This is a genomic window from Stenotrophomonas sp. A3_2 (genome assembly GCF_036624925.1).
In the GTDB taxonomy this organism is placed as follows: Bacteria; Pseudomonadota; Gammaproteobacteria; order Xanthomonadales; family Xanthomonadaceae; genus Stenotrophomonas; species Stenotrophomonas hibiscicola.
The window spans coordinates 20,579-39,119 of the sequence record NZ_JAZKVY010000257.1 but is presented as its reverse complement, the minus strand read 5'-3'; the positions used below and the strand labels follow the sequence as shown (position 1 = coordinate 39,119).

Annotated in this window: 16 protein-coding genes and 3 pseudogenes; 12 read left to right on the top strand and 7 right to left on the bottom strand. The window is 61.2% G+C overall.

Annotation, left to right across the window (positions count from 1 at the left end; all coding sequences use genetic code 11):
• Positions 1-38: 38 nt before the first annotated feature.
• Positions 39-1,133, bottom strand: coding sequence for a cation diffusion facilitator family transporter (locus R5H29_RS11620; RefSeq protein ID WP_332329200.1), 1,095 nt, complete (start codon positions 1,131-1,133; stop codon positions 39-41).
• 224 nt (positions 1,134-1,357) lie between these two features.
• Between R5H29_RS11620 and R5H29_RS11615 the strand changes: the two genes are divergently transcribed.
• Positions 1,358-1,615, top strand: coding sequence for a metal-sensing transcriptional repressor (locus tag R5H29_RS11615; RefSeq protein WP_019396551.1), 258 nt, complete (start codon positions 1,358-1,360; stop codon positions 1,613-1,615).
• 9 nt (positions 1,616-1,624) lie between these two features.
• Complete coding sequence (locus tag R5H29_RS11610) at positions 1,625-2,923, top strand: MFS transporter (RefSeq protein ID WP_049462206.1); 1,299 nt, start codon at positions 1,625-1,627, stop codon at positions 2,921-2,923.
• A gap of 50 nt (positions 2,924-2,973) precedes the next feature.
• Here R5H29_RS11610 and R5H29_RS11605 read toward each other — a convergent pair whose 3' ends face one another.
• Entirely contained in the window at positions 2,974-3,330 is a 357-nt protein-coding gene (locus R5H29_RS11605) for a metalloregulator ArsR/SmtB family transcription factor (RefSeq protein ID WP_049462207.1), read from the bottom strand.
• A 239-nt stretch (positions 3,331-3,569) separates the two neighbouring features.
• Between R5H29_RS11605 and R5H29_RS11600 the strand changes: the two genes are divergently transcribed.
• The 4 genes from R5H29_RS11600 to R5H29_RS11585 all read left to right on the top strand — a co-directional run bounded on the left by R5H29_RS11600 (position 3,570) and on the right by R5H29_RS11585 (position 7,890).
• Positions 3,570-6,065, top strand: a complete 2,496-nt coding sequence (locus R5H29_RS11600; protein ID WP_049462208.1) for a heavy metal translocating P-type ATPase — start codon at positions 3,570-3,572, stop codon at positions 6,063-6,065.
• Between the two features lie 15 nt (positions 6,066-6,080).
• Positions 6,081-6,560 (top strand): Cu(I)-responsive transcriptional regulator, encoded by a 480-nt coding sequence (gene cueR / locus R5H29_RS11595; RefSeq protein WP_049462209.1) that lies wholly within the window; start codon positions 6,081-6,083, stop codon positions 6,558-6,560.
• 15 nt (positions 6,561-6,575) lie between these two features.
• The gene (gene fdx, locus R5H29_RS11590; protein ID WP_008786744.1) at positions 6,576-6,914 is read left to right on the top strand and encodes an ISC system 2Fe-2S type ferredoxin; all 339 of its coding nucleotides are present in this window, start codon (positions 6,576-6,578) and stop codon (positions 6,912-6,914) included.
• 217 nt (positions 6,915-7,131) lie between these two features.
• Positions 7,132-7,890 carry a MauE/DoxX family redox-associated membrane protein gene (locus tag R5H29_RS11585; protein ID WP_049462210.1) on the top strand — a complete coding sequence of 253 codons (759 nt, stop codon included), beginning with the start codon at positions 7,132-7,134 and terminating at the stop codon, positions 7,888-7,890.
• Positions 7,891-7,967: 77 nt separating this feature from the next.
• Here the strand turns inward: R5H29_RS11585 and R5H29_RS11580 are convergent, their stop codons facing one another.
• Entirely contained in the window at positions 7,968-8,159 is a 192-nt protein-coding gene (locus R5H29_RS11580) for a heavy-metal-associated domain-containing protein (protein WP_049462211.1), read from the bottom strand.
• Positions 8,160-8,259: 100 nt separating this feature from the next.
• Positions 8,260-8,376 carry an Lrp/AsnC ligand binding domain-containing protein gene (locus R5H29_RS11575; RefSeq protein ID WP_239684509.1) on the bottom strand — a complete coding sequence of 39 codons (117 nt, stop codon included), beginning with the start codon at positions 8,374-8,376 and terminating at the stop codon, positions 8,260-8,262.
• Between the two features lie 28 nt (positions 8,377-8,404).
• Here R5H29_RS11575 and R5H29_RS11570 point away from each other — a divergent pair.
• Positions 8,405-8,794, top strand: a pseudogene (locus R5H29_RS11570) (CopG family transcriptional regulator); the annotation flags it as partial.
• Positions 8,791-8,952: pseudogene (locus R5H29_RS11565) on the top strand (P-type conjugative transfer ATPase TrbB); the annotation flags it as partial. The pseudogenes R5H29_RS11570 and R5H29_RS11565, both read left to right, overlap by 4 nt.
• 1,017 nt (positions 8,953-9,969) lie before the next feature.
• Here the strand turns inward: R5H29_RS11565 and R5H29_RS11560 are convergent.
• Both R5H29_RS11560 and R5H29_RS11555 read right to left on the bottom strand, forming a co-directional pair.
• Entirely contained in the window at positions 9,970-10,737 is a 768-nt protein-coding gene (locus tag R5H29_RS11560; RefSeq protein ID WP_134950774.1) for a histidine phosphatase family protein, read from the bottom strand.
• Between the two features lie 927 nt (positions 10,738-11,664).
• On the bottom strand, positions 11,665-12,075 hold the full coding sequence (locus R5H29_RS11555) for a hypothetical protein (RefSeq protein WP_332329199.1): 411 nt from the start codon (positions 12,073-12,075) through the stop codon (positions 11,665-11,667).
• Positions 12,076-12,324: 249 nt separating this feature from the next.
• Between R5H29_RS11555 and R5H29_RS11550 the strand changes: the two genes are divergently transcribed.
• The 4 genes from R5H29_RS11550 to R5H29_RS11535 all read left to right on the top strand — a co-directional run bounded on the left by R5H29_RS11550 (position 12,325) and on the right by R5H29_RS11535 (position 17,624).
• Entirely contained in the window at positions 12,325-12,633 is a 309-nt protein-coding gene (locus R5H29_RS11550; protein WP_049462213.1) for a hypothetical protein, read from the top strand.
• A 210-nt stretch (positions 12,634-12,843) separates the two neighbouring features.
• Positions 12,844-15,237, top strand: a complete 2,394-nt coding sequence (locus R5H29_RS11545; RefSeq protein WP_239684304.1) for a transposase — start codon at positions 12,844-12,846, stop codon at positions 15,235-15,237.
• A 55-nt stretch (positions 15,238-15,292) separates the two neighbouring features.
• On the top strand, positions 15,293-16,315 hold the full coding sequence (locus tag R5H29_RS11540) for a transposition helper protein (RefSeq protein ID WP_332329198.1): 1,023 nt from the start codon (positions 15,293-15,295) through the stop codon (positions 16,313-16,315).
• A gap of 7 nt (positions 16,316-16,322) precedes the next feature.
• Positions 16,323-17,624, top strand: a complete 1,302-nt coding sequence (locus R5H29_RS11535) for a TniQ family protein (RefSeq protein WP_080356541.1) — start codon at positions 16,323-16,325, stop codon at positions 17,622-17,624.
• A 62-nt stretch (positions 17,625-17,686) separates the two neighbouring features.
• Here the strand turns inward: R5H29_RS11535 and R5H29_RS11530 are convergent.
• A pseudogene (locus R5H29_RS11530) lies at positions 17,687-18,291 on the bottom strand (IS3 family transposase); the annotation flags it as partial.
• Positions 18,292-18,541: the final 250 nt, after the last annotated feature.

Here is an 18,541-nt window from a genome sequence, read left to right as displayed (position 1 = left end):
CAAATCCTCAAGTGGAGTGCGAGCCGGCTCGCGCGGCCTCAATGCCTGTGACCAGGAGCGGAATGGTCGTGGTCATGGCCGTGGCTGTGCCCGCCGCCATGCTTGTGATTGCCATGATCATGGCCGCTGTGGTCATGACCGCTGTGATCGTGGCCGCTGTGGTCCTGACGCTCCGACGTGGGCTGCAAGCTGCAGACGTTCTCGTCGGTGCCCGAGTTCCAGTCGATCCCGACCGTGGCGTGTTCGATGCTGAATTGCTCTCGAAGCACCGCTTCGACGCGTTTGACCACGGCGCGTGCTTCCTCGTCCACGTTGGGGCGAACGTGCAGCGTGGCCATCGTGCGCCCGGAGGTGAGCTGCCACACGTGAACGTGGCTGACGGCCGCCAGGCCCGGCACGGCGCCCATCAGGCCTTGCTCCACCTTTTCCGGCGAAGCATCCTCCGGCGCGCCTTCCAGCAGGATGTGGATCGACTTGGCGAGCAGCTTCCATGCGCTGCGCAGGATCAGCGCCGCCACCAGGACCGACAGGATGGGATCTATCGGCGTCCAGCCCGTGAGGTAGATGACGATCGCAGCGACGATGGCGCCGACCGAGCCGAGCAGGTCGCCCATCACGTGCAGGATGGCCCCCTTCACGTTGACGTGATCGGTCTCTCCGCGGGTCATGATCCACAGCACGAGCACGTTCACCAGCAGGCCGAGCACGGCGACGATCATCATCGGGCCGGCCAGGATCACGGGCGGCGCCTGCAGCCGCTCCCACGCCTCGTAGGCGATCCAGGCGACGATCGCGAACAGGGTCACGGCGTTCAGGAAACCGGCGATGACCTCGAAGCGCAGGTAGCCGAAGGTGCGCTTGCTGTCGGCCGCGCGGCGGCCGAACCGGAATGCTGCGTAGGCCAGTGCGAGCGCCGCGGCGTCGGTCAGCATGTGGCCCGCGTCGGCCAGCAAGGCCAGCGAGCCCGACAGCACGCCTCCGACGGCCTCCACAACCATGAAGCCGAAGATCAGGAAAAAGGACAGCAGGACCTTGCGCTCGTTGGCGCTGGTCACGGTCGGGGTGTGGTCATGATCATGGTCGTGATCGTGACCATGGTCATGGTCATGGTCATGTGCGTGGGATTGGGACATGGGGCCTCGGGAAACTGGGTCTTTGACTGTGGCTCAAAATATAACACATGAATATGTGTTCATGTGAATTGATTTGCACATTTGTGTCCGCGTCTCACCACGGCCGGGATGCCGCTCCGGGCAATTGCCTTAGCCTGGCTCGGCGACCATTCCCCACGCTTGGCAAGCAGCCGTTGATCTAACATCCAGTGGCAATATCCCCCCTGGGGGGATATGATTTCAGCATGGAAGACATGCATAAGCACACCACCCATCCCGACCTGGTGAAGCGGCTCAAGCGCGCCGAGGGGCATCTGCGGCACGTCATCGGGATGATCGAAGGGGGAGAAACCTGCCTCGACATCGCCCGCCAGCTCGCGGCGGTGGAAAGCGCGGTGACGGCGGCCAAGCGCGTCCTGATCCACGACCACATCGACCACTGCCTGTCCCATGACGAGGACTCCGTTCTGACCGAAATGAAGGCGCTGACCAAACTGCTCTGAGGCCGTCCGATGCTCTCCGTGCTGAAGAACCGCACCTACCGCCACCTGTTCACCGCCCAGGTGATCGCGCTCGTCGGCTCCGGCCTGATGACGGTGGCGCTCGGCCTGCTGGCCTACGAGCTGGCCGGCGCGGATGCAGGCGCGGTGCTCGGGACGGCGCTGGCCATCAAGATGCTGGCGTACGCGGGGGTCGCGCCGGTCGCGCAGGCCTTCGCCGACCGGCTCCCGCGGCGCTCGCTGCTCGTGGCGCTGGACCTCGTGCGAGCGGCCGTCGCGCTGTCCCTGCCCTTCGTCACCGAGGTCTGGCAGATCTACCTGCTGATCTTCGTTCTGCAGGCGGCGTCCGCCGGCTTCACGCCGACCTTCCAGGCCACCATCCCGGACATCCTTCCCGACGAAGAGGACTACACGAAGGCGCTGTCGCTGTCCCGGCTGGCCTACGACCTGGAAAGCCTGATTTCCCCGATGCTGGCCGCCGCGCTGCTGACCGTCATCAACTTTCACAACCTGTTCGCAGGAACGGTGCTCGGTTTCCTCGTTTCAGCCGCTCTCGTGGTCAGCGTGCGGTTGCCCACGTCCGTCCCCGGCCGGCGCCGCGGCATCTGGGAGCGAACGACGCGCGGCACGCGCATCTACCTCGCCACGCCACGCCTGCGGGGCCTGCTGGCGATCAGCCTGGCCGTCTCGGCGGCAGGCGCGATGGTGTTCGTGAACACGGTGGTGCTCGTGAAGGCGCGTTTCGGCCTGGGCGAAGTCGAGGTGGCGTGGGCACTGGCGGCGTTCGGAGGCGGCTCGATGGTGGCCGCCTTCGTCTTGCCGTCCCTACTGGAGAAAGTAGCCGACCGACCCGCGATGCTCACCGGCGCCGCTGTCCTCGTCGTGGGCACGGCGATCGGCGCACTGCTGCCGAGCTATGTGCTGTTGCTGCCGCTGTGGCTGGTGATCGGCTTTGGCTACAGCGTGGCGCAGACGCCATCCGGCCGTCTTCTGCGCCGCTCGGCCCACGCCGAGGACCGTCCAGCGATCTTCGCGGCCCACTTCGCGCTGTCGCACGCCTGCTGGCTCATCTGCTACCCGCTGGCCGGACGCTTCGGCGCGGCCACGGGGCTGCAATCGACGTTCGTCGTCATGTCCTTGATCGGCCTGGCTGGCGTGGCGCTGGCGCTTCGGCTGTGGCCGGCCAGCGACCCGTCGGACTTGGCCCATGACCATCCGAACCTGTCGGCGGATCACCCCCACTTGCGTCAGCACGCGAACCAAGGCGGGCACCATCACGTGCTGGTCGTGGATGACTTGCACCGGATCTGACCGAAAGGATAGGCCTCACGGGACGCGGTAAGGGCTGTTTCGCACCAAGGCTAGTCGTCGCTGTTGTCCTCAACGATGTGGATGGCCATGTCCAGCAGCACCTGGCTCACGTGCTTGTCCGCTACCTCATAGAAGATCTGCTTGGACTGGCGCACGCCCCTGACCAGACGGGCTCCACGCAACAGTCGAAGGTGATGGCTGACCAACGACTGCGAGAGTTCGACGGCTTCCGCGATGTCGCTTACCGACGTGGACCCCTTCATGCAGCACAGCATGACCTTGAGCCGCGACGGATCGCCCAGGAGCCGGAAAGTCTCGGCCAGGATGGTCACGTCATTCTGTGACAGGGAGGCCAGATCGGTGCTTGGGCCCTTCGGTGGGGCACTGACTGGTTTGCGTGGAGTCATCTCTCAAAAATTCCTACCCTCGAACGGCTGTTCGTGCCCTTCAGGATCAACGAGGCTGCGACCGCTTGAGCGCGCGCACAGCCCGGGACCAGGGCGAGCCTGGCGACCAAGGCCCCTCGTTTCCCCCGTGCGCCGGGCCATTTCTGAAACCTGACAGTACCCGAAAAAAGCGCTTGACCTTCCCACGATGGTAAACCCCAAGCTCCCCCCGTGTCGAATATCAACTATGGGAAACAACCATGAGCATGCCAATAACGAGTGATGCTCGTGCCACCGCAGCAGCGATCAGCCTACCCATCGAGGGCATGACCTGCGCGAGCTGCGTCGGCCGAGTCGAGGCCGCCCTGGCCAAGGTGCCGGGCGTGGACAGCGTTTCCGTCAATCTCGCCAACGAGCGGGCGGACATCCGCCTGGCCGGTCCTGTCGATCGCATCGCGTTGATCCAGGCGGTCGAGAAGGTCGGCTACGACGTGCCGGCTGGCACCGTCGAACTGGCGGTCGAGGGCATGACCTGCGCCTCCTGCGTGGGCCGCGTCGAGAAGGCACTCAAGGCCGTGCCCGGCGTCACCGAGGCCACGGTCAACCTCGCGACCGAGCGTGCCACCGTGCGCGGCGTGGCCGCCGTGGCGGACCTGATCGCGGCCATCGAGAAGGTCGGCTACGAGGCCAACCCGGTGGATACCGGCGCGCAGGCCGACGAGGAAGCCGCCGAGAAGAAGGACGCCGAGCGCGCCGAACTCAAGCGCGACCTGACCCTGGCCGCCGTGCTGGCGCTGCCTGTGTTCGTGCTCGAAATGGGCTCGCACATGATTCCCGGCATGCATGAGTGGGTGGCTTCCACCATCGGCATCCAGCAGAGTTGGTATCTGCAGTTCGTGCTGACCCTGCTGGTGCTCGCCATTCCGGGCTGGCGCTTCTACGAGAAGGGCTTCCCGGCGCTGTTCCGCCTGGGTCCCGACATGAACTCGCTGGTCGCGGTCGGCACGGCCGCGGCCTTCGGCTATTCGATGGTCGCCACATTCGCGCCCAGTCTGCTGCCGGCCGGCACGGTGAACGTGTACTACGAGGCGGCCGCCGTCATCGTGGCGCTGATCCTGCTGGGCCGCTTTCTTGAGGCACGGGCCAAGGGCCGCACCTCCGAGGCCATCAAGCGCCTGGTCGGCCTGCAGGCCAAGGAGGCGCACGTGCTGCGCGACGGCCGCATCGTGGACATCCCGATCAACGACGTGGCGCAGGGCGACATCGTGGAAGTGCGCCCCGGCGAGCGCGTGCCGGTCGATGGTGAAGTGACCGAGGGCCGCAGCTTCGTGGACGAGTCGATGATCACCGGCGAGCCGATTCCCGTGGAAAAGGCGGAAGGCAGCACCGTGGTCGGCGGCACCGTCAACCAGAAGGGTGCGCTGACGCTGCGTGCCACCGCCGTGGGCGGTCAGACCATGCTGGCGCAGATCATCCGCATGGTCGAGCAGGCGCAAGGTTCCAAGCTGCCGATCCAGGCCGTGGTGGACAAGGTGACACTGTGGTTCGTGCCCGCCGTCATGCTGGCCGCCGTGCTGACCTTCTTGGTCTGGCTGGTGTTCGGCCCGTCGCCCGCGCTGTCCTTCGCGCTGGTCAATGCCGTGGCGGTGCTGATCATTGCCTGCCCGTGCGCCATGGGTCTGGCGACGCCGACCTCCATCATGGTCGGCACGGGCCGCGGCGCCGAGATGGGCGTACTGTTCCGCAAGGGTGAAGCCCTGCAACTGCTCAAGGACGCCAAGGTGGTGGCCGTGGACAAGACCGGCACGCTGACCGAGGGCCGCCCGGTCCTGACCGACCTGGAGATTGCCGACGGCTTTGACCGCAACCAGGTGCTGGCGAAGGTCGCCTCTGTCGAATCGCGCTCGGAGCATCCGATCGCACGCGCCATCGTCGAGTCGGCCGTGGAAGGTGGCATCGCGCTGCCGACGATGACCGACTTCGATTCGGTCACGGGCATGGGTGTGCGTGCCACCGTGGACGGCGCGCGTGTCGAGGTCGGTGCCGATCGCTTCATGCGTGAGCTGGGGTTGGACGTGAGCGGCTTCGCTCGCACGGCCGAGCGCCTGGGCAATGAGGGCAAGTCGCCGCTGTACGCCGCGATCGACGGCCGACTGGCCGCCATCATCGCGGTGGCCGATCCGATCAAGTCCAGCACGCCCGCGGCCATTGCCGCGCTGCACCAGCTCGGCCTGAAGGTGGCGATGATCACCGGCGACAACGCGCGTACCGCGCAGGCCATCGCCAAGCAACTGGGCATCGACGAGGTGGTGGCCGAAGTGCTGCCCGAGGGCAAGGTCGAAGCCGTGCGCCGCTTAAAGGCCACCCACGGCCAGATCGGCTACGTGGGTGACGGCATTAACGATGCGCCGGCGCTGGCCGAGGCCGACGTGGGCCTGGCGATCGGCACCGGCACCGACGTGGCGGTGGAGTCGGCCGACGTGGTGCTGATGTCCGGCAACCTGCAGGGTGTGCCCAACGCCATCGCGCTGTCCAAGGCCACCATCGGCAACATCCGCCAGAACCTGTTCTGGGCGTTTGGCTACAACACGGCCCTGATCCCGGTAGCTGCTGGCGTCCTATACCCCGCATACGGTGTGCTGCTGTCCCCAATTTTCGCGGCCGGAGCGATGGCGCTGTCCAGCGTGTTCGTGCTCGGCAACGCGCTGCGCCTGCGCCGCTTCCAGCCGCCGCTGGCGGCGGATACCGCTCATTGAGAAAGGAGGAACACCATGAACATCGGTGAAGCATCCAAGGCCTCGAAGGTCTCGGCCAAGATGATCCGCTACTACGAGCAGATCGGCTTGATTCCCCCGGCCGACCGGAACGATTCGGGCTACCGCGCCTATAGCCAGGACGACGTACACCGGCTGCACTTCATCCGGCGTGCGCGCGACCTCGGCTTCTCGGTGGCCGAGATCACGGACCTGCTGGGACTGTGGAACGACAAGTCGCGCCAGAGTGCCGACGTCAAGCGCCTGGCGCAGCAGCACATCTCCGAGCTGGACCGGCGCATCGCGAGCATGTTGGAGATGGCCGAGACGCTCAAGGCGCTGATCCGGTGCTGCGCCGGCGACGAACGGCCCGACTGCCCGATCCTGCACACGCTGGAGCAACTCGATACCAGCGACGACGAGCCCGAAGCGCGCACCGGCGCCGTGCCACGGCGTACAAGTGGCAACGCAGCGGCAACGAAGCCGCGTGCGCACTGAGCAGCCGGGAGAGACATGCCCAAGATCACCGTCTTGCCCCATCCTGAACTGGCGCCCGAGGGTGCCGAGCTGAACGTGCCGGTCGGCACCTCGATCTGCGAGGCGCTGCTAGACAACGGCATCGAGATCGAACATGCCTGCGACATGAGCTGCGCCTGCACGACCTGCCACTGCATCGTGCGCAAGGGGTTCGATTCCCTCAACGAGGTCGAGGAGTGCGAGGACGACCTGCTTGACCGGGCCTGGGGGCTAGAGGCGCAATCGCGCCTGAGCTGCCAGGCCATCGTGGCGAACGAGGACCTGACCGTCGAGATCCCGAAATACACGATCAACCATGCCAAGGAGAACCACTAGGACCCAGCGTGCCGCCGCGGGCGCGCCGGCCTGCGGCGGGGTTGCTCTGGCAGACGGAGGACTGACGGCGTTGCAGCCTGACGACCGACCCGCGAGCCAGATGTCTACACCCCCTTGCACCACCGCCGGTTAGGCTGGAAATGTCGTCAAAGTCCTTCAATCCGTGATAGTCGGCGCTGCGGCCGGCCCATGAAAAGTCCCACAGGAGAAGTCCAGCATGTCTGCGCCCAAACAAGCCACGCTCTACCGGATGGTCATGCCCGGCCATACCTGCCCCTACGGGCTGAAGTCGCTCGATCTGCTCAACCGCAAGGGCTACGAGGTCGAGGACAAACACTTGGCGAGCCGCGAGCAGACGGATGCGTTCAAGAAGGAGCATGGCGTCGAGACCACGCCCCAGGTCTTCATAAACGGGCGGCGCGTGGGCGGCTACGACGACCTGCGCAAATTCTTCGGCATGTCCGTGAAGGACAAGAACGCCGTGACCTACATCCCTGTGATCGCGCTGTTCGCCATGGCGGCCGCGATGGCGCTGGCGGCGAGCTGGGCGGCCTTCGGCCAGCTCTGGAGCATTCAGGCGGCAGAGTGGTTCGTGGCCTTTGCCATGTGTCTCCTGGCGCTGCAGAAGCTCAAGGACGTGGACGGCTTCGCGACGATGTTCCTCAACTACGACCTGCTGGCCAAGCGCTGGGTTCGGTATGCCTATTTCTACCCGTTCGCGGAGGCCATCGCAGGCGTCCTGATGGTCGCGGGCGTGGGGATGTGGGTGTCGATTCCGTTGGCGCTGTTCATCGGGACCGTCGGGGCCGTGTCGGTTTTCAAGGCGGTCTATGTCGATCGCCGGGAACTCAAGTGCGCCTGTGTGGGCGGGGACAGCAACGTGCCGCTGGGCTTTGTGTCCCTGACCGAGAACCTGATGATGGTGGCGATGGCCCTGTGGATGTGGGCCAAGGTCGCCTACCTTGGGATGCACTGAGCGCCGCGCCAGGTACGGCACAGCGCACGTGCTCGCATCGGTTGTCCTGTGTGCAGGCCGGCCACGACGCGGTGTTACTACGCGCGCGGCGGGAAGCCAGCTTCGCTCAGGGCCGCGGCGATCTGCTCTTGCGAGGCCGAGGTCTGGACCTCGACACGGCGGGTCGGCGGGTCCGTGACGATCTTAGCGTTGGGGTCGATCGTTTGGATCGTTTTCGTAACGGTGCGGGCGCAGCCGCCGCAGGTCATGTCTTCGAGATGGAATTGCATGGAAAACTCCTTTCGGGTTTGGGTGTTTGAAGTCTGGTCCTTGCCAAGGTTGGAAGGTCAAGCGCTATTTGCATCCCCGCTACACCAATCGGCCGAATGCTCATAGGGGCAAGGCCGTGGTGCTCTTTACCCGATCCAGCACGAAGCTTGTCTTGCAGTCCTGCACGCTGGGGTGCTTGAGCAGCGTGTCGAGCACGAAGCGAGAGTAGTGAGCCATGTTCTTGACGACCACCCGCAGCAGATAAGGCGTGTCCAAATCCAGCATCGTCGCCGCCGCCTTGGCGTCCTGGCTGTCGCCGGACGCGGCCGACCAGCGCGAGGCAGCCATCGCCAAGCGATTGGATCGGCTGTCGCGCCAAGCCGAGCGCATGGAGCGCGATCAGAACATCGCCATCGAAACGCTGGCGCTGTTCATCCGCTACTACCTCACCGTCAGCACGCCGGTTCCCGAAGCGCACCAAGACGCGGCCCGCGCGCAGGGCAAGGCGCGATTCGAGCAGTTCACCGAGCAGCTTGGCCGCCACCTGATGCGCGGGCGCAGCCTGGTGCGTGACGTGGTGGAGGAACTGCACCCCGACCCGATGCGGATGGAGGACGCAGCGGCAGCCGCTCAAGCACGGGAGCGTGCGTCATGAGCGCCGTTCCCCAATCCATGAGCGCCACGTCGCTCGACCGGCGCATCCAGATGCTGCGCACGGCAATGGGGCCGCTGATCGCCACCGCGCTCGAAGACCCCGACGTCGTGGAAATCATGCTCAACCCGGACCGCACCCTTTGGGTGGATCGCCTGTCTGTAGCCACCTCGCATCCATGGCAGTGTTCGCTTCGGGTCGAATAGGGGCCCTAGCATTCCTGATCGCGTCGTCGGCGCCAGCTCGTCTGCTTTCGGCCGGAACCTACGCGTATGCTAGCAATCACAGTCCACAAAACCTTGTGGCGATTCAACTTGAATGAACTGCTATGCGCCAGCTTTGGATTGAAGACGAGTGATGTGGTCGAAGGCAGCGAGTTTCGCCTCCGCTTGAGACTTGTAGTTGCGGCGAGCGTGCAGGACAGTTGAGTCGTCTAGCGCAGCCAAGGTACAGGCCCATTCTCCGCCGCGCGGGTAAACGGTAATGCGGAATCCATCCGAAGTGATATGCGGATTCCCCTTTGCCGAAACTTTCCACGCACGCGCAGTCCAACGCTTGCGCTTTGCTGCGCTGCTTTTCATAGAGGCTTCACGGGCTCGCGAGGCCGCCAGGTCGCCTTCCATGTGGCCGGCACATACACACCCAACCTCGAGAACGTTCGGGTAATCTGGGTGCTCCATGTGATGGACGTAGCGGATGGTTTGCGACTCGCACATCTCGCAATCGATCTGCGGCTCTCCAAGATCCTCAATATCTACGCAAGTCCAGCCGCGATGCGGCACTCCGGCTACAGACCACTTGCCTCGCCTATGCGCGACCAGCTCTTATTCTGTCAGAGGATTAGTTACTGCCATAGACCCTGACTACCTAGTAGCCGGACCCTAGAGTCCGGTCAAATGAATTATTCACAGCGCACCTTGTGGCAGGCTATCCCCTGATACCGCTCGATCTTATGTCCGCTGCGTCCGGGTATCAAGCACATGCATACCCCCACCACGAACAGGGCGGGAGCGAGCCCTTCAGCGGAGGTCTCCCTGGAGTCGAAACTGGAGGCTAGCATCGCTCGGGCCGAAACCTGCCTCAGTGCCCGCTTCTGGCCAGAACCGGACGTTCTGCACGAGTAGCGAGCATGTCTGCAGAGAGATGGCGGTTAGGTGGTCGGGTCCCGACGCTGTACCTTACTTGGCTCCAGCGGGCTGATCCGACGAAGCGGTGGTTGGGGCCTCGGCCAGTTCAGGCGAAATGAAGTTGGCATGCACCAAGGCAAGCTGCCCACCTTCAGCAGCGTAGTACTCGGTGACCCCGCAGTTGGGCACATCGCCTTCGCGGTCAAGGTCGAGGATGGCATCCTCGTCCATGCCTTCTAGAAGGTATCGCATGCAATTCACAATCACTTGGTGCGCGACGATCATCACGCGTGCACCGGCGTGGTTCCGTTGGAGATCCCCGACAACGCCGCGTAGCCGCAAGATGACATCACACCAGCTTTCTCCGCCCGGTGGGCGAAAGTAGAACTTTCCGACCAGCCGTCTCTGCGCGGCCAGTTCCGGGAAGGTAGCGACGATGCCACTGGAGGTGTAGCGGTCCAGAACGCCGAACTCCTTCTCACGCAGGCGCTCATCAATGATTAGACGGTGGCCAGGGCCAAGCGCGTCGGCCACGGCTTGGGCGGTCTGCCTTGCACGCATGTATGGAGAAGTCAGCACGATTTGCGGGCGTTGGTGCTCGGCAAGTCCCAGTACCCAAGCACCCAGTGCTTGCGACTGGCGCTCCCCCAGCGAGGAGAGAGGCACGTCCGCGTCGCGGTGTTCCAACTCGATTAAGGTGATGTTATTTGCCTCAGCGTGGTCTCGCGCAACGTTTCCGGCGCTTTGGCCATGCCGTACCACCCAGATCCGCTCTGGCCACCGCGCGGCAACCCCCTCCATCGCACTGTTCTGCTGCATATCAATCTCCCGCTTATCTGTCCGGGCGTTGTAGCGGGCATAAAGTCCTGCAAACGACTGGGTTGAGACATGGTTGAGACCTTGTCGACGACCGAGCCACCTTATCCCCGCTTGACGAAAAGCCGATGTCCGCTGCAAGCGCTCCCTTTCGCAGCGAAGCGCTATGCCTTTGCCTAAGCCTCCACATCGCGCATTGTTAGCGCCGTTTCAAGGCCGGTTTAGTGTCGGCTGCATCGGGCACATGCGCGGCGCAAGAAGGAAGTTCTGTATGTCATTGGGGGAGAGCGCGACACTGTCATAGCATTCGAATTGACTGCACCCCAAGCGAAACCTTTCAACTTTGAAGTCTTCCCGAGCTGCTTCAATGCCCTCCCCCAAGCGAGAGCTGAGCTAGTCGCTCATCGATTCTTAACCGCGCCAGATCCAACCCCGTGTCATCGTTGGCGTAGGGTGAGCCAAACAACGGGACCTCTACCCACCAGCATTCCTGACCGGGGTGTACGTAAGGCGCATGATCGTCTAGCAGAAGGGCCTCCCCGGCGTGAGATGTAACAAATCGCAGGTCCTTAGTTGGTCCGTACCATGAAACGTAGTGAAGCTTCCCAAACCAGCTCGGGGCCACACCCTCCGCTACGAGAAGCCTACAGATTTCTCGCACTCTTGACTCCGGAACAGTCGTAAAGAGTACTAGCTGACTGAACTTGATCCGCATCGCTTCCAGGAACGCGAACAGGCCAGGGCGTGGGATCTGGCTGACCGCATTTGAGATCAGCGTTCCTTCTAGGTCCATTGCAAGAATGGTTGGTCTCATACATCCCTCTGATCTTTAGCCAGACCTGCACGAAAGTCAGACCGCTTCAGGTGCGCATGAACAACAGTCAGCAGTACGACCGTATTCCAGCGTCCATGGTAAATGGCACCCCTTGCCTAGGTGCTGACGTGCTGCCCATCCAAGTAAGATCGCACATCCCGAAGTTCGCGCAAGCCTCCGCGACAAATAAAATCCAGCACGGTGTTACCAGCAAACATGGGCGCCATGTTAGGTCGCCTTATCCAGCCATCCGCCTGAATGGGGTCAGGCAGAAGGATATGAAGAGCTTTGTAAATGCCGAGTAGATAGCTAATCCGCACCAGGACCTCGGCATCGATATGCTCGTAGGCCCCTCGCGCCCATGCCTCATAAAAAGCATCGGGTGGGCTTCCAAGCAAAGCTCTCTGCTGAGGTCCGGACAGTTGCCATCGCGCAGCGAGGTTGAAGAACGCTCTCAATGCTGAGCCTGAAAGCTCTTCGCGACTGAGCTCATCTGTAGGGATGGTCATCATGTACTCATCTTCCAATCAACCTCCCTTAGAGGCACATCGTGGCGCAGCACAACCCCACGCCTACAGGTGCGCCGACATCTCTTTCAACAGTCGGCAGCATGCCCATGCTAGCGCAATCCACAAACTGTATTGCGTACTAAATCATCTGACATGCCAGCCGCTGTAGCAGCATGCATATCAGATGATCTGATACGTGATCAGATAATCTGCGCCCCACAAGCAAGAAGATGTGCTCGCTGTTTGCAATATGAAAGAGAGTGAGTGATGCTCGCCTACATGGTGCCCTTGTCGATACAAACGCTAGCACTTCGCGCAACGACTCCTGACCAGCTCGCCGAGCAGGTGGCGGAGGAGTACGGGCTCTATGTCCGGCTCTCAGAAGTGTGGATGCTGCTTGGCTACAACAGCATCAGCGCGGCCAGGCGCGCGGCGTATGACAACCGCCTGGGAATAGCAACCTCGACCATTCCCGGCAGGAAGGGGCGCATGATCCGATCCAGGGATCTCGCCCAATGGTTGTTCAATGCATCACGCGGCGCAGATCCCGTAACCAGTCGGCGGACCGCTCAATGATCCCAATCTGCCCATGGAGGTCCTCCAGATGAGCTAAGAAGACTCTCTGGGGCAGAAAAGACAAACCCCGGCTGGCAGGCCGGGGTCTGTTTAAGGCGCAGCGATGAGAACCGCTATGCCGAATCTACCCCCTTACCCCGATAAGAATCAACCCCTAGGCATTCCGGGAGGGAGGCGGCTGCCCGCCTCCCAGTAGATAGGCAGGGTTCCATGAATCAAGAAGAACTGGCCCAGCGTCTGCGGGAGCATGAGGGCCTAACTGTCGAACAGCGACAGCACATCCTTGAGATGGCTAGCTCGAGTCCAGCGCGGAAGCCAGGAAAAGGCGCGCTGAACAACGTTGTGACCCACTTCAACTCAGTCAAGTGTGGCCAGCTCATCACGCTGGAGAGTCATACCGTTGAACATATGTTCGCGCTGACTCTGGAGCTGGATCCGGATGTGCTTGGCTACTTCCCGCAGGTTGCCTGTAAGGGAGTGAGACTTGGCAATCATGTAAGGAGCGGCACCTTGGATTTTCTGGTCGTCCGCACCCGTCGCATTGAGCTGGTCGAATGCAAGGCCGGCTCCGCTCGTGACAGCTTGCTTGCGGCAAAGTCCGGTGAATGGGTCGACGTCGATGGAAATCTTCAGAACCTTGCCTATGGCCCTTGGGCAAGGCAGCGCGGCATGGAGCACGTCCTGTGGCTCAGTCCCTCCCGCGTCGACACGCCACTCCGGAACCTACAGGTCATCTATAACGAGGTGCGTATGGTACCCGCCAACGAGGCTCAAGCCTTGGGCAGACGCATCCATGCGCATCTCGCCGACGGCCCCAAGAGCCTCGATTGGATGATCGAGACTATCGAGGGATTCAACGTGAGCCAAGCGGCGCTTCTGCTTGGAACCCGCTGGGCCTTCGGTCCAGTTGAGCATGTTCCGCTCACGGACACGAGCAACTTCTTTTTGACCTTGAGTCAGGCTCAGGCTATTGAGATAGGAAGCAACTTCTTTGAGGTTGCCAGGCACTCTCGCAATCAACTGAACTCTGCGTTCGCAACGGCGACGCTAGTCGACGCCACCAACGCCGAAAAGCGGCTCGCATTGATTCAATCCGCGCATGCGAAGGGTACAGCCGTCCCCAAACACCTGCGTGAGATAGCGCGGAAGGTGATCGAGGCGCGAAGCAGAGGTGACAACGAACTCGAGCAGTGCCTTACCAGGTTTCATGCAAGCGGAAACCGAATGAGCCGGCTTACCCCCGTTCAGGAGAAGCGGACGGCTGAGGCAATTCGCGCATACGCCGCAGGCAAGTATTCACAGAAGAAGGACGCATACGCTGCGCTCAAGGAGGCCTGTGAATCTGACGGCGAGTCGCCACAGAGCCGCCAGGCCTTCGAACGCAGGCTCGCTGATCCGCGCCTGGAGCTGCGTAAGGTCCTTGCAACGCAGGGAATGCGTGGCTACCAAAAGCAAAGGCCGCGCTCGGACGCGCGCGACCGGTCGGGTACAGCCTTAGCTAAACATGCAGTCCTGCACGTGGACAGTACCAAAGTCGACGTGAGGGTGGTGAGCGACGATGGAATGGAAGCAAGCGCAGAGTCCCCTCTGATTTATCTAGGGACAGATGAGGCGACTGATCTGCCGATGGCGCATTCCATTGTCTTCGGGCCAGCACGGCGCGATGGTTTGGCCATCCTGATACGTGACTACGTCCGCAGACATGGACGACTGTTCAACAGCATCTTTGTCGATCGAGGAACGGAGAATCAGTCACACTTTCTCATTGCTCTGGCTTTGCGATATCAGTTCTCAATCCATATCTGCCCAACGGCAGGTTCGAGGTTCAACTCGGACGTAGAACGCTACTTTGGAAGGTTCAATTCCCAGGTCAGCCATGAGCTTGTCGGTAGCACCGATCCCGACAAGGCGGGCCGAGGCGTGGATGGGAAGTTCAAGAGCTACAAAACTGCCAAGCACCGCTTTGAAACCGTTCATACGGTTGCCAGGGAAACGCTTTATGAGCACTTCCCGAGCGTCCCTGTACAAGGCTTCGCAAGTCCGGCCGAACGGGCAGCCCACGCAGATCTTCTCTTTCCTAGTGCCGGCCTGCACGCATTGGTTGACGAAGAATTCCTCTTCAGAACCGCGATCCCGCACAGCAATAACAAGTATGTACCCGGACGAGGGTTCGAGGTGAATGGTCGGTACTTTCACTCCAATGAACTGAGGGAGCTCGACGCGTCATTCGATGTTGAGCAGCTTCGAACAGACCCGGAGGACCCGAGCTTCATCTGGGTTAGGACGAATCGTGGACTGTTCAAGGCGTTCTGCAACTTGATCGGGCCTCTAGCTAATTCCACCCTGATTGAGCGGTCATTCAGAGGTATGTATGACCAGCTCTACGCGCCATCGCTCCGCGAAGCAAAGCAGAGCGCGAGGCACGCTCAGGCGATGCGTACGGCAGCCGCGAACGCGAAGCCCAACACCGCGGCTCAACCCAAGCCGGGGGAGGCGGACTCCAGTAGCCTCCCTTCTCAATCAAATGACGCTCTTGACGAGATCGCTCTGCGCGGAATCAAGAAGCGAGCGATGGATGACTTTGACGATATTGAGTCGCCGTAGCTTGTGCAATTGGGGGCAAGCCCGCGCCAGTCATTCAAATTCACAGGAACCGATAGTGGACAGCAACTCTGGAATTCCTTTTGTGAATCATAGCCGCATGAGGACGGCTTACTCCGAACTCTTGAATGCCATCCAAGGTGCGCGCCCAGGTACGTTCGTCTGGGCATTGGCTCCTTCTGGCTCGGGCAAGAGTGAGATCAGACAAGCTATTCTTCCCGTCCTTGCCGGGAAGCAGAGCCTCTGGCCAGCTGGCACGCTTCCTTTGATATCGGTGCGTGCAATGGCCAATGATCGGGGAAAGTTCAACTCCAAGGATCTCACGCTGCGCCTCCATCACGCTGTGGTGGAACCAGACTTCGGCTGGCTGGAGAACAAGGACCGATCGGTCAGTACTGATGCGCACCATGTCCAGGCGGAGGCAGAGGTAAACAATCAGCTGTGGAGGAGAGTGAGGGCAACGCAGTCGCAGCCGAGATTGCAGCACAGCTTCGAATCTGTGGCGAAACAACGTCAACTTAAGTACATCTTCCTGGAAGAAGCGGCAACCTTGACGATGGTGCATCTTCATCAAACCAGCTATGGGTACATGTCGAACCTTGTGCGACTGATTGAAGAAATCGGCTGCGTCATAGTGATGCTGGCTACCCACACTGCGGAGAGTTTGTGGGCGGGACACCCCGACGTCTGGAATCGATCCCGGTTCGTCTACATCCGGCCGTATAACCTGAAGAATTCCCAAGACGAGCGGGATTTCGTTGCAGTGCTGAAGGGTATCGGGCAGAGCTTCAACCTGTCCGATCCCAAGCTCCTCGTTAAGAATACTGATTTGATGTACGCCAATGGTGCTGGCGTGTTCGGCCCCACTATCGACGTCGTCCATAGGGCTGAGCTCCGCCGAAAGAATGAGGGAGCGAACAGCATCACTGAAGCGCACTTGCACGCCAGCTCCTCAAGCGAGAAGGAGCTTGGAACCGTGTGGAGCAGCGTGCTGGCCTTCAACAAGCTTGCGGATCAGAGGCCCTTGAATGGTGAGAAGAGAATTGCTGACTTCCTGAAGCGCATGGGTACGGGGGAGTAGAGCGAAAATGACTACGGCACACATGCGGTATCGGTGGACAGCACTGCCGCCAATTGCACCGATCGACGGAGCCACCGCCCAGACTGAGTCACTTGGAGGGTACTTCCAGAGGATGTGCGAAACGACCGGGTTTACAAAGACACACCTCGCAGGAGTGCTTGACAAAGTTGCGGGTCAGCCAAGAAATGGACTGAGTGAGCGAAATAGCTTCGTGGGACCAGGGCAGGTGAGCCTTAACCGCGCGCGCGCGCTAGAGCAGCTGACTAACCAACGCCTGGTCGGCTGCACGCTCTCGCCTTTCATTAATGTCCTGCAGATGCGGGATGGCGGCCTTGCTGGCATCAATCGCCGCTGGTGTCCTGAGTGCCTGCTGGAGGCTGGCGAGAGTAACGGTCTAAGTGAGAGGCTCATCTGGAACTTCCTTCACTACTCGCATTGCTCCTTGCACTCAGTCAGAATCATTGATCGCTGCCAAGAATGCGGCAACAGTCAACAGTTGCGAAGGGGCAACGCGGCCTCGTGCGCCTATTGCGGTTGCAGCCTAGCGCGCGCAACCACGCACGAGAGGCCGAGCGCACTTCAGTCCTGGGCCAACGCCTCGATCGAGGACGTCGTACGCTGGACCGCAACCAACCCTGATGTGGTTATTCCTGCGGAGAACTATCAACGTTTCTTTGATGGGCTCCTTCAAGATGGGACATTGGATAGGCTGAAGATCGTTCATAACAGGTTCTGGAGGGATGCAATTCGCTTCAGACGAACTACTACCACTTTCAGAACGCTACTCAACCTATCCGCCATCAAATCTGTTGACATTATCGGAATTTTGACCGAACCAGTTCCGGCCTCATCGACTTCATTGTTTCCAAGCCATGAGGTGGACGGTGAGATCGCCTTTGATCTAGAGGACTGGGGGGCTCAGGCGAGGAAATTCGAAGTCGTGCTCCACGCGCTCTGCAAGGCCAATACGCGTGTCTTCCCTAGCCAGCAGTTCCTTAGCTTATTGTTGGTTTCTAAACGAAAAAGTTCTATCCACCGTGCGCCGTCATTCAGCGTCTACCTAGATCTTCAGAGGCAACCTGGCCAGGACCTTCTTGCGGGTCGGAACATGGCGAGCAGAATTATGGCCCTGTCCATGACCCTGCTTAAGAGCGGCATGCGCGAGCGGGGCGTAGCAAGTGAAGTTCTGAAGAGATTCGCCATTTCGGCAGAGATCGCTAGAGAGTGCGCCCGGACCGCAGTTGTTATTACAAAGGCCATGCGCTCTCCGGCCTTCCGAGCTTCCGGTGATCCCTTCCCGTGCCGCTGAAGAAGGCCAGAAGAAGACATCACTTCCCTGCGCAGCCGAGCGGGTTGTTCAACCGCGGGGTTCTACCCCGATATCACGGACGGTTCTAAAAGAGCTGCAACCTTCTGGTCCTGCCTGGCGACCCTTCGTCGCATCCTTGGGTTATGGCGTCGCTCTATGTAGTCAAACGCATCCGCTCGTGCTGCATACTTTGTGGCGCAGTTCGTTCGATAGATCCGCTCACGCTTGAGTGGCCCAAAGAGGGCTTCGCAGGCCGCGTTGTCGCCACAATGACCCACAGCGCTCATCGAGCAGATCAGCCCGTTAGCCGCTAGATGCCCTTGGTAGTCGGGCTGCGGAACTGGCTGCCTCAACCCGAATGCAGGATTACCTCATCGCTTCCTTGACGCTGCCACACCGCCATCTGCACAGCCCGGGTCACCATCTGGCGATCCTGTCGATCGTGTATTGACCAGCCCACGATGCGCTGGTCGTACAGATGCAGCTTGCCCTGTCGGGTCTTGATCTCGGTAATATCTGTCACCCACTCGGTTTCCGGCTCCAGCGCGAGAAAATCGCGTTCAAGCAGTTTGACCACGCCCGGCGCTGTCATGGCCGGAGTTGCGCACCGCCCGCGACGCTTGCGCTGGGGCCAGCCCTGCAGGCCGTCGGCGGCCATCAGGCGCGCATCCGTCAGTCATGAGAGCGTGGCCTGAATGACAGGCTTTGAAATTCCGAGAACACTGCAAATTCGATTGGTGGCCACAGCCCAGTTTCCAGATATGAGAAGTTGATTGACTCAGGGCAGCCGATGGGCAGCACCGCTGGAAGAGAAGGCTACGCCAGGCCGTTCCCGAAAGAATTGGCGATCCGGGGACATCAGTGTTACGAATTGCAATAACAAACTGTTGTCCTTCATGAGGGCCGTCGCCAATCAA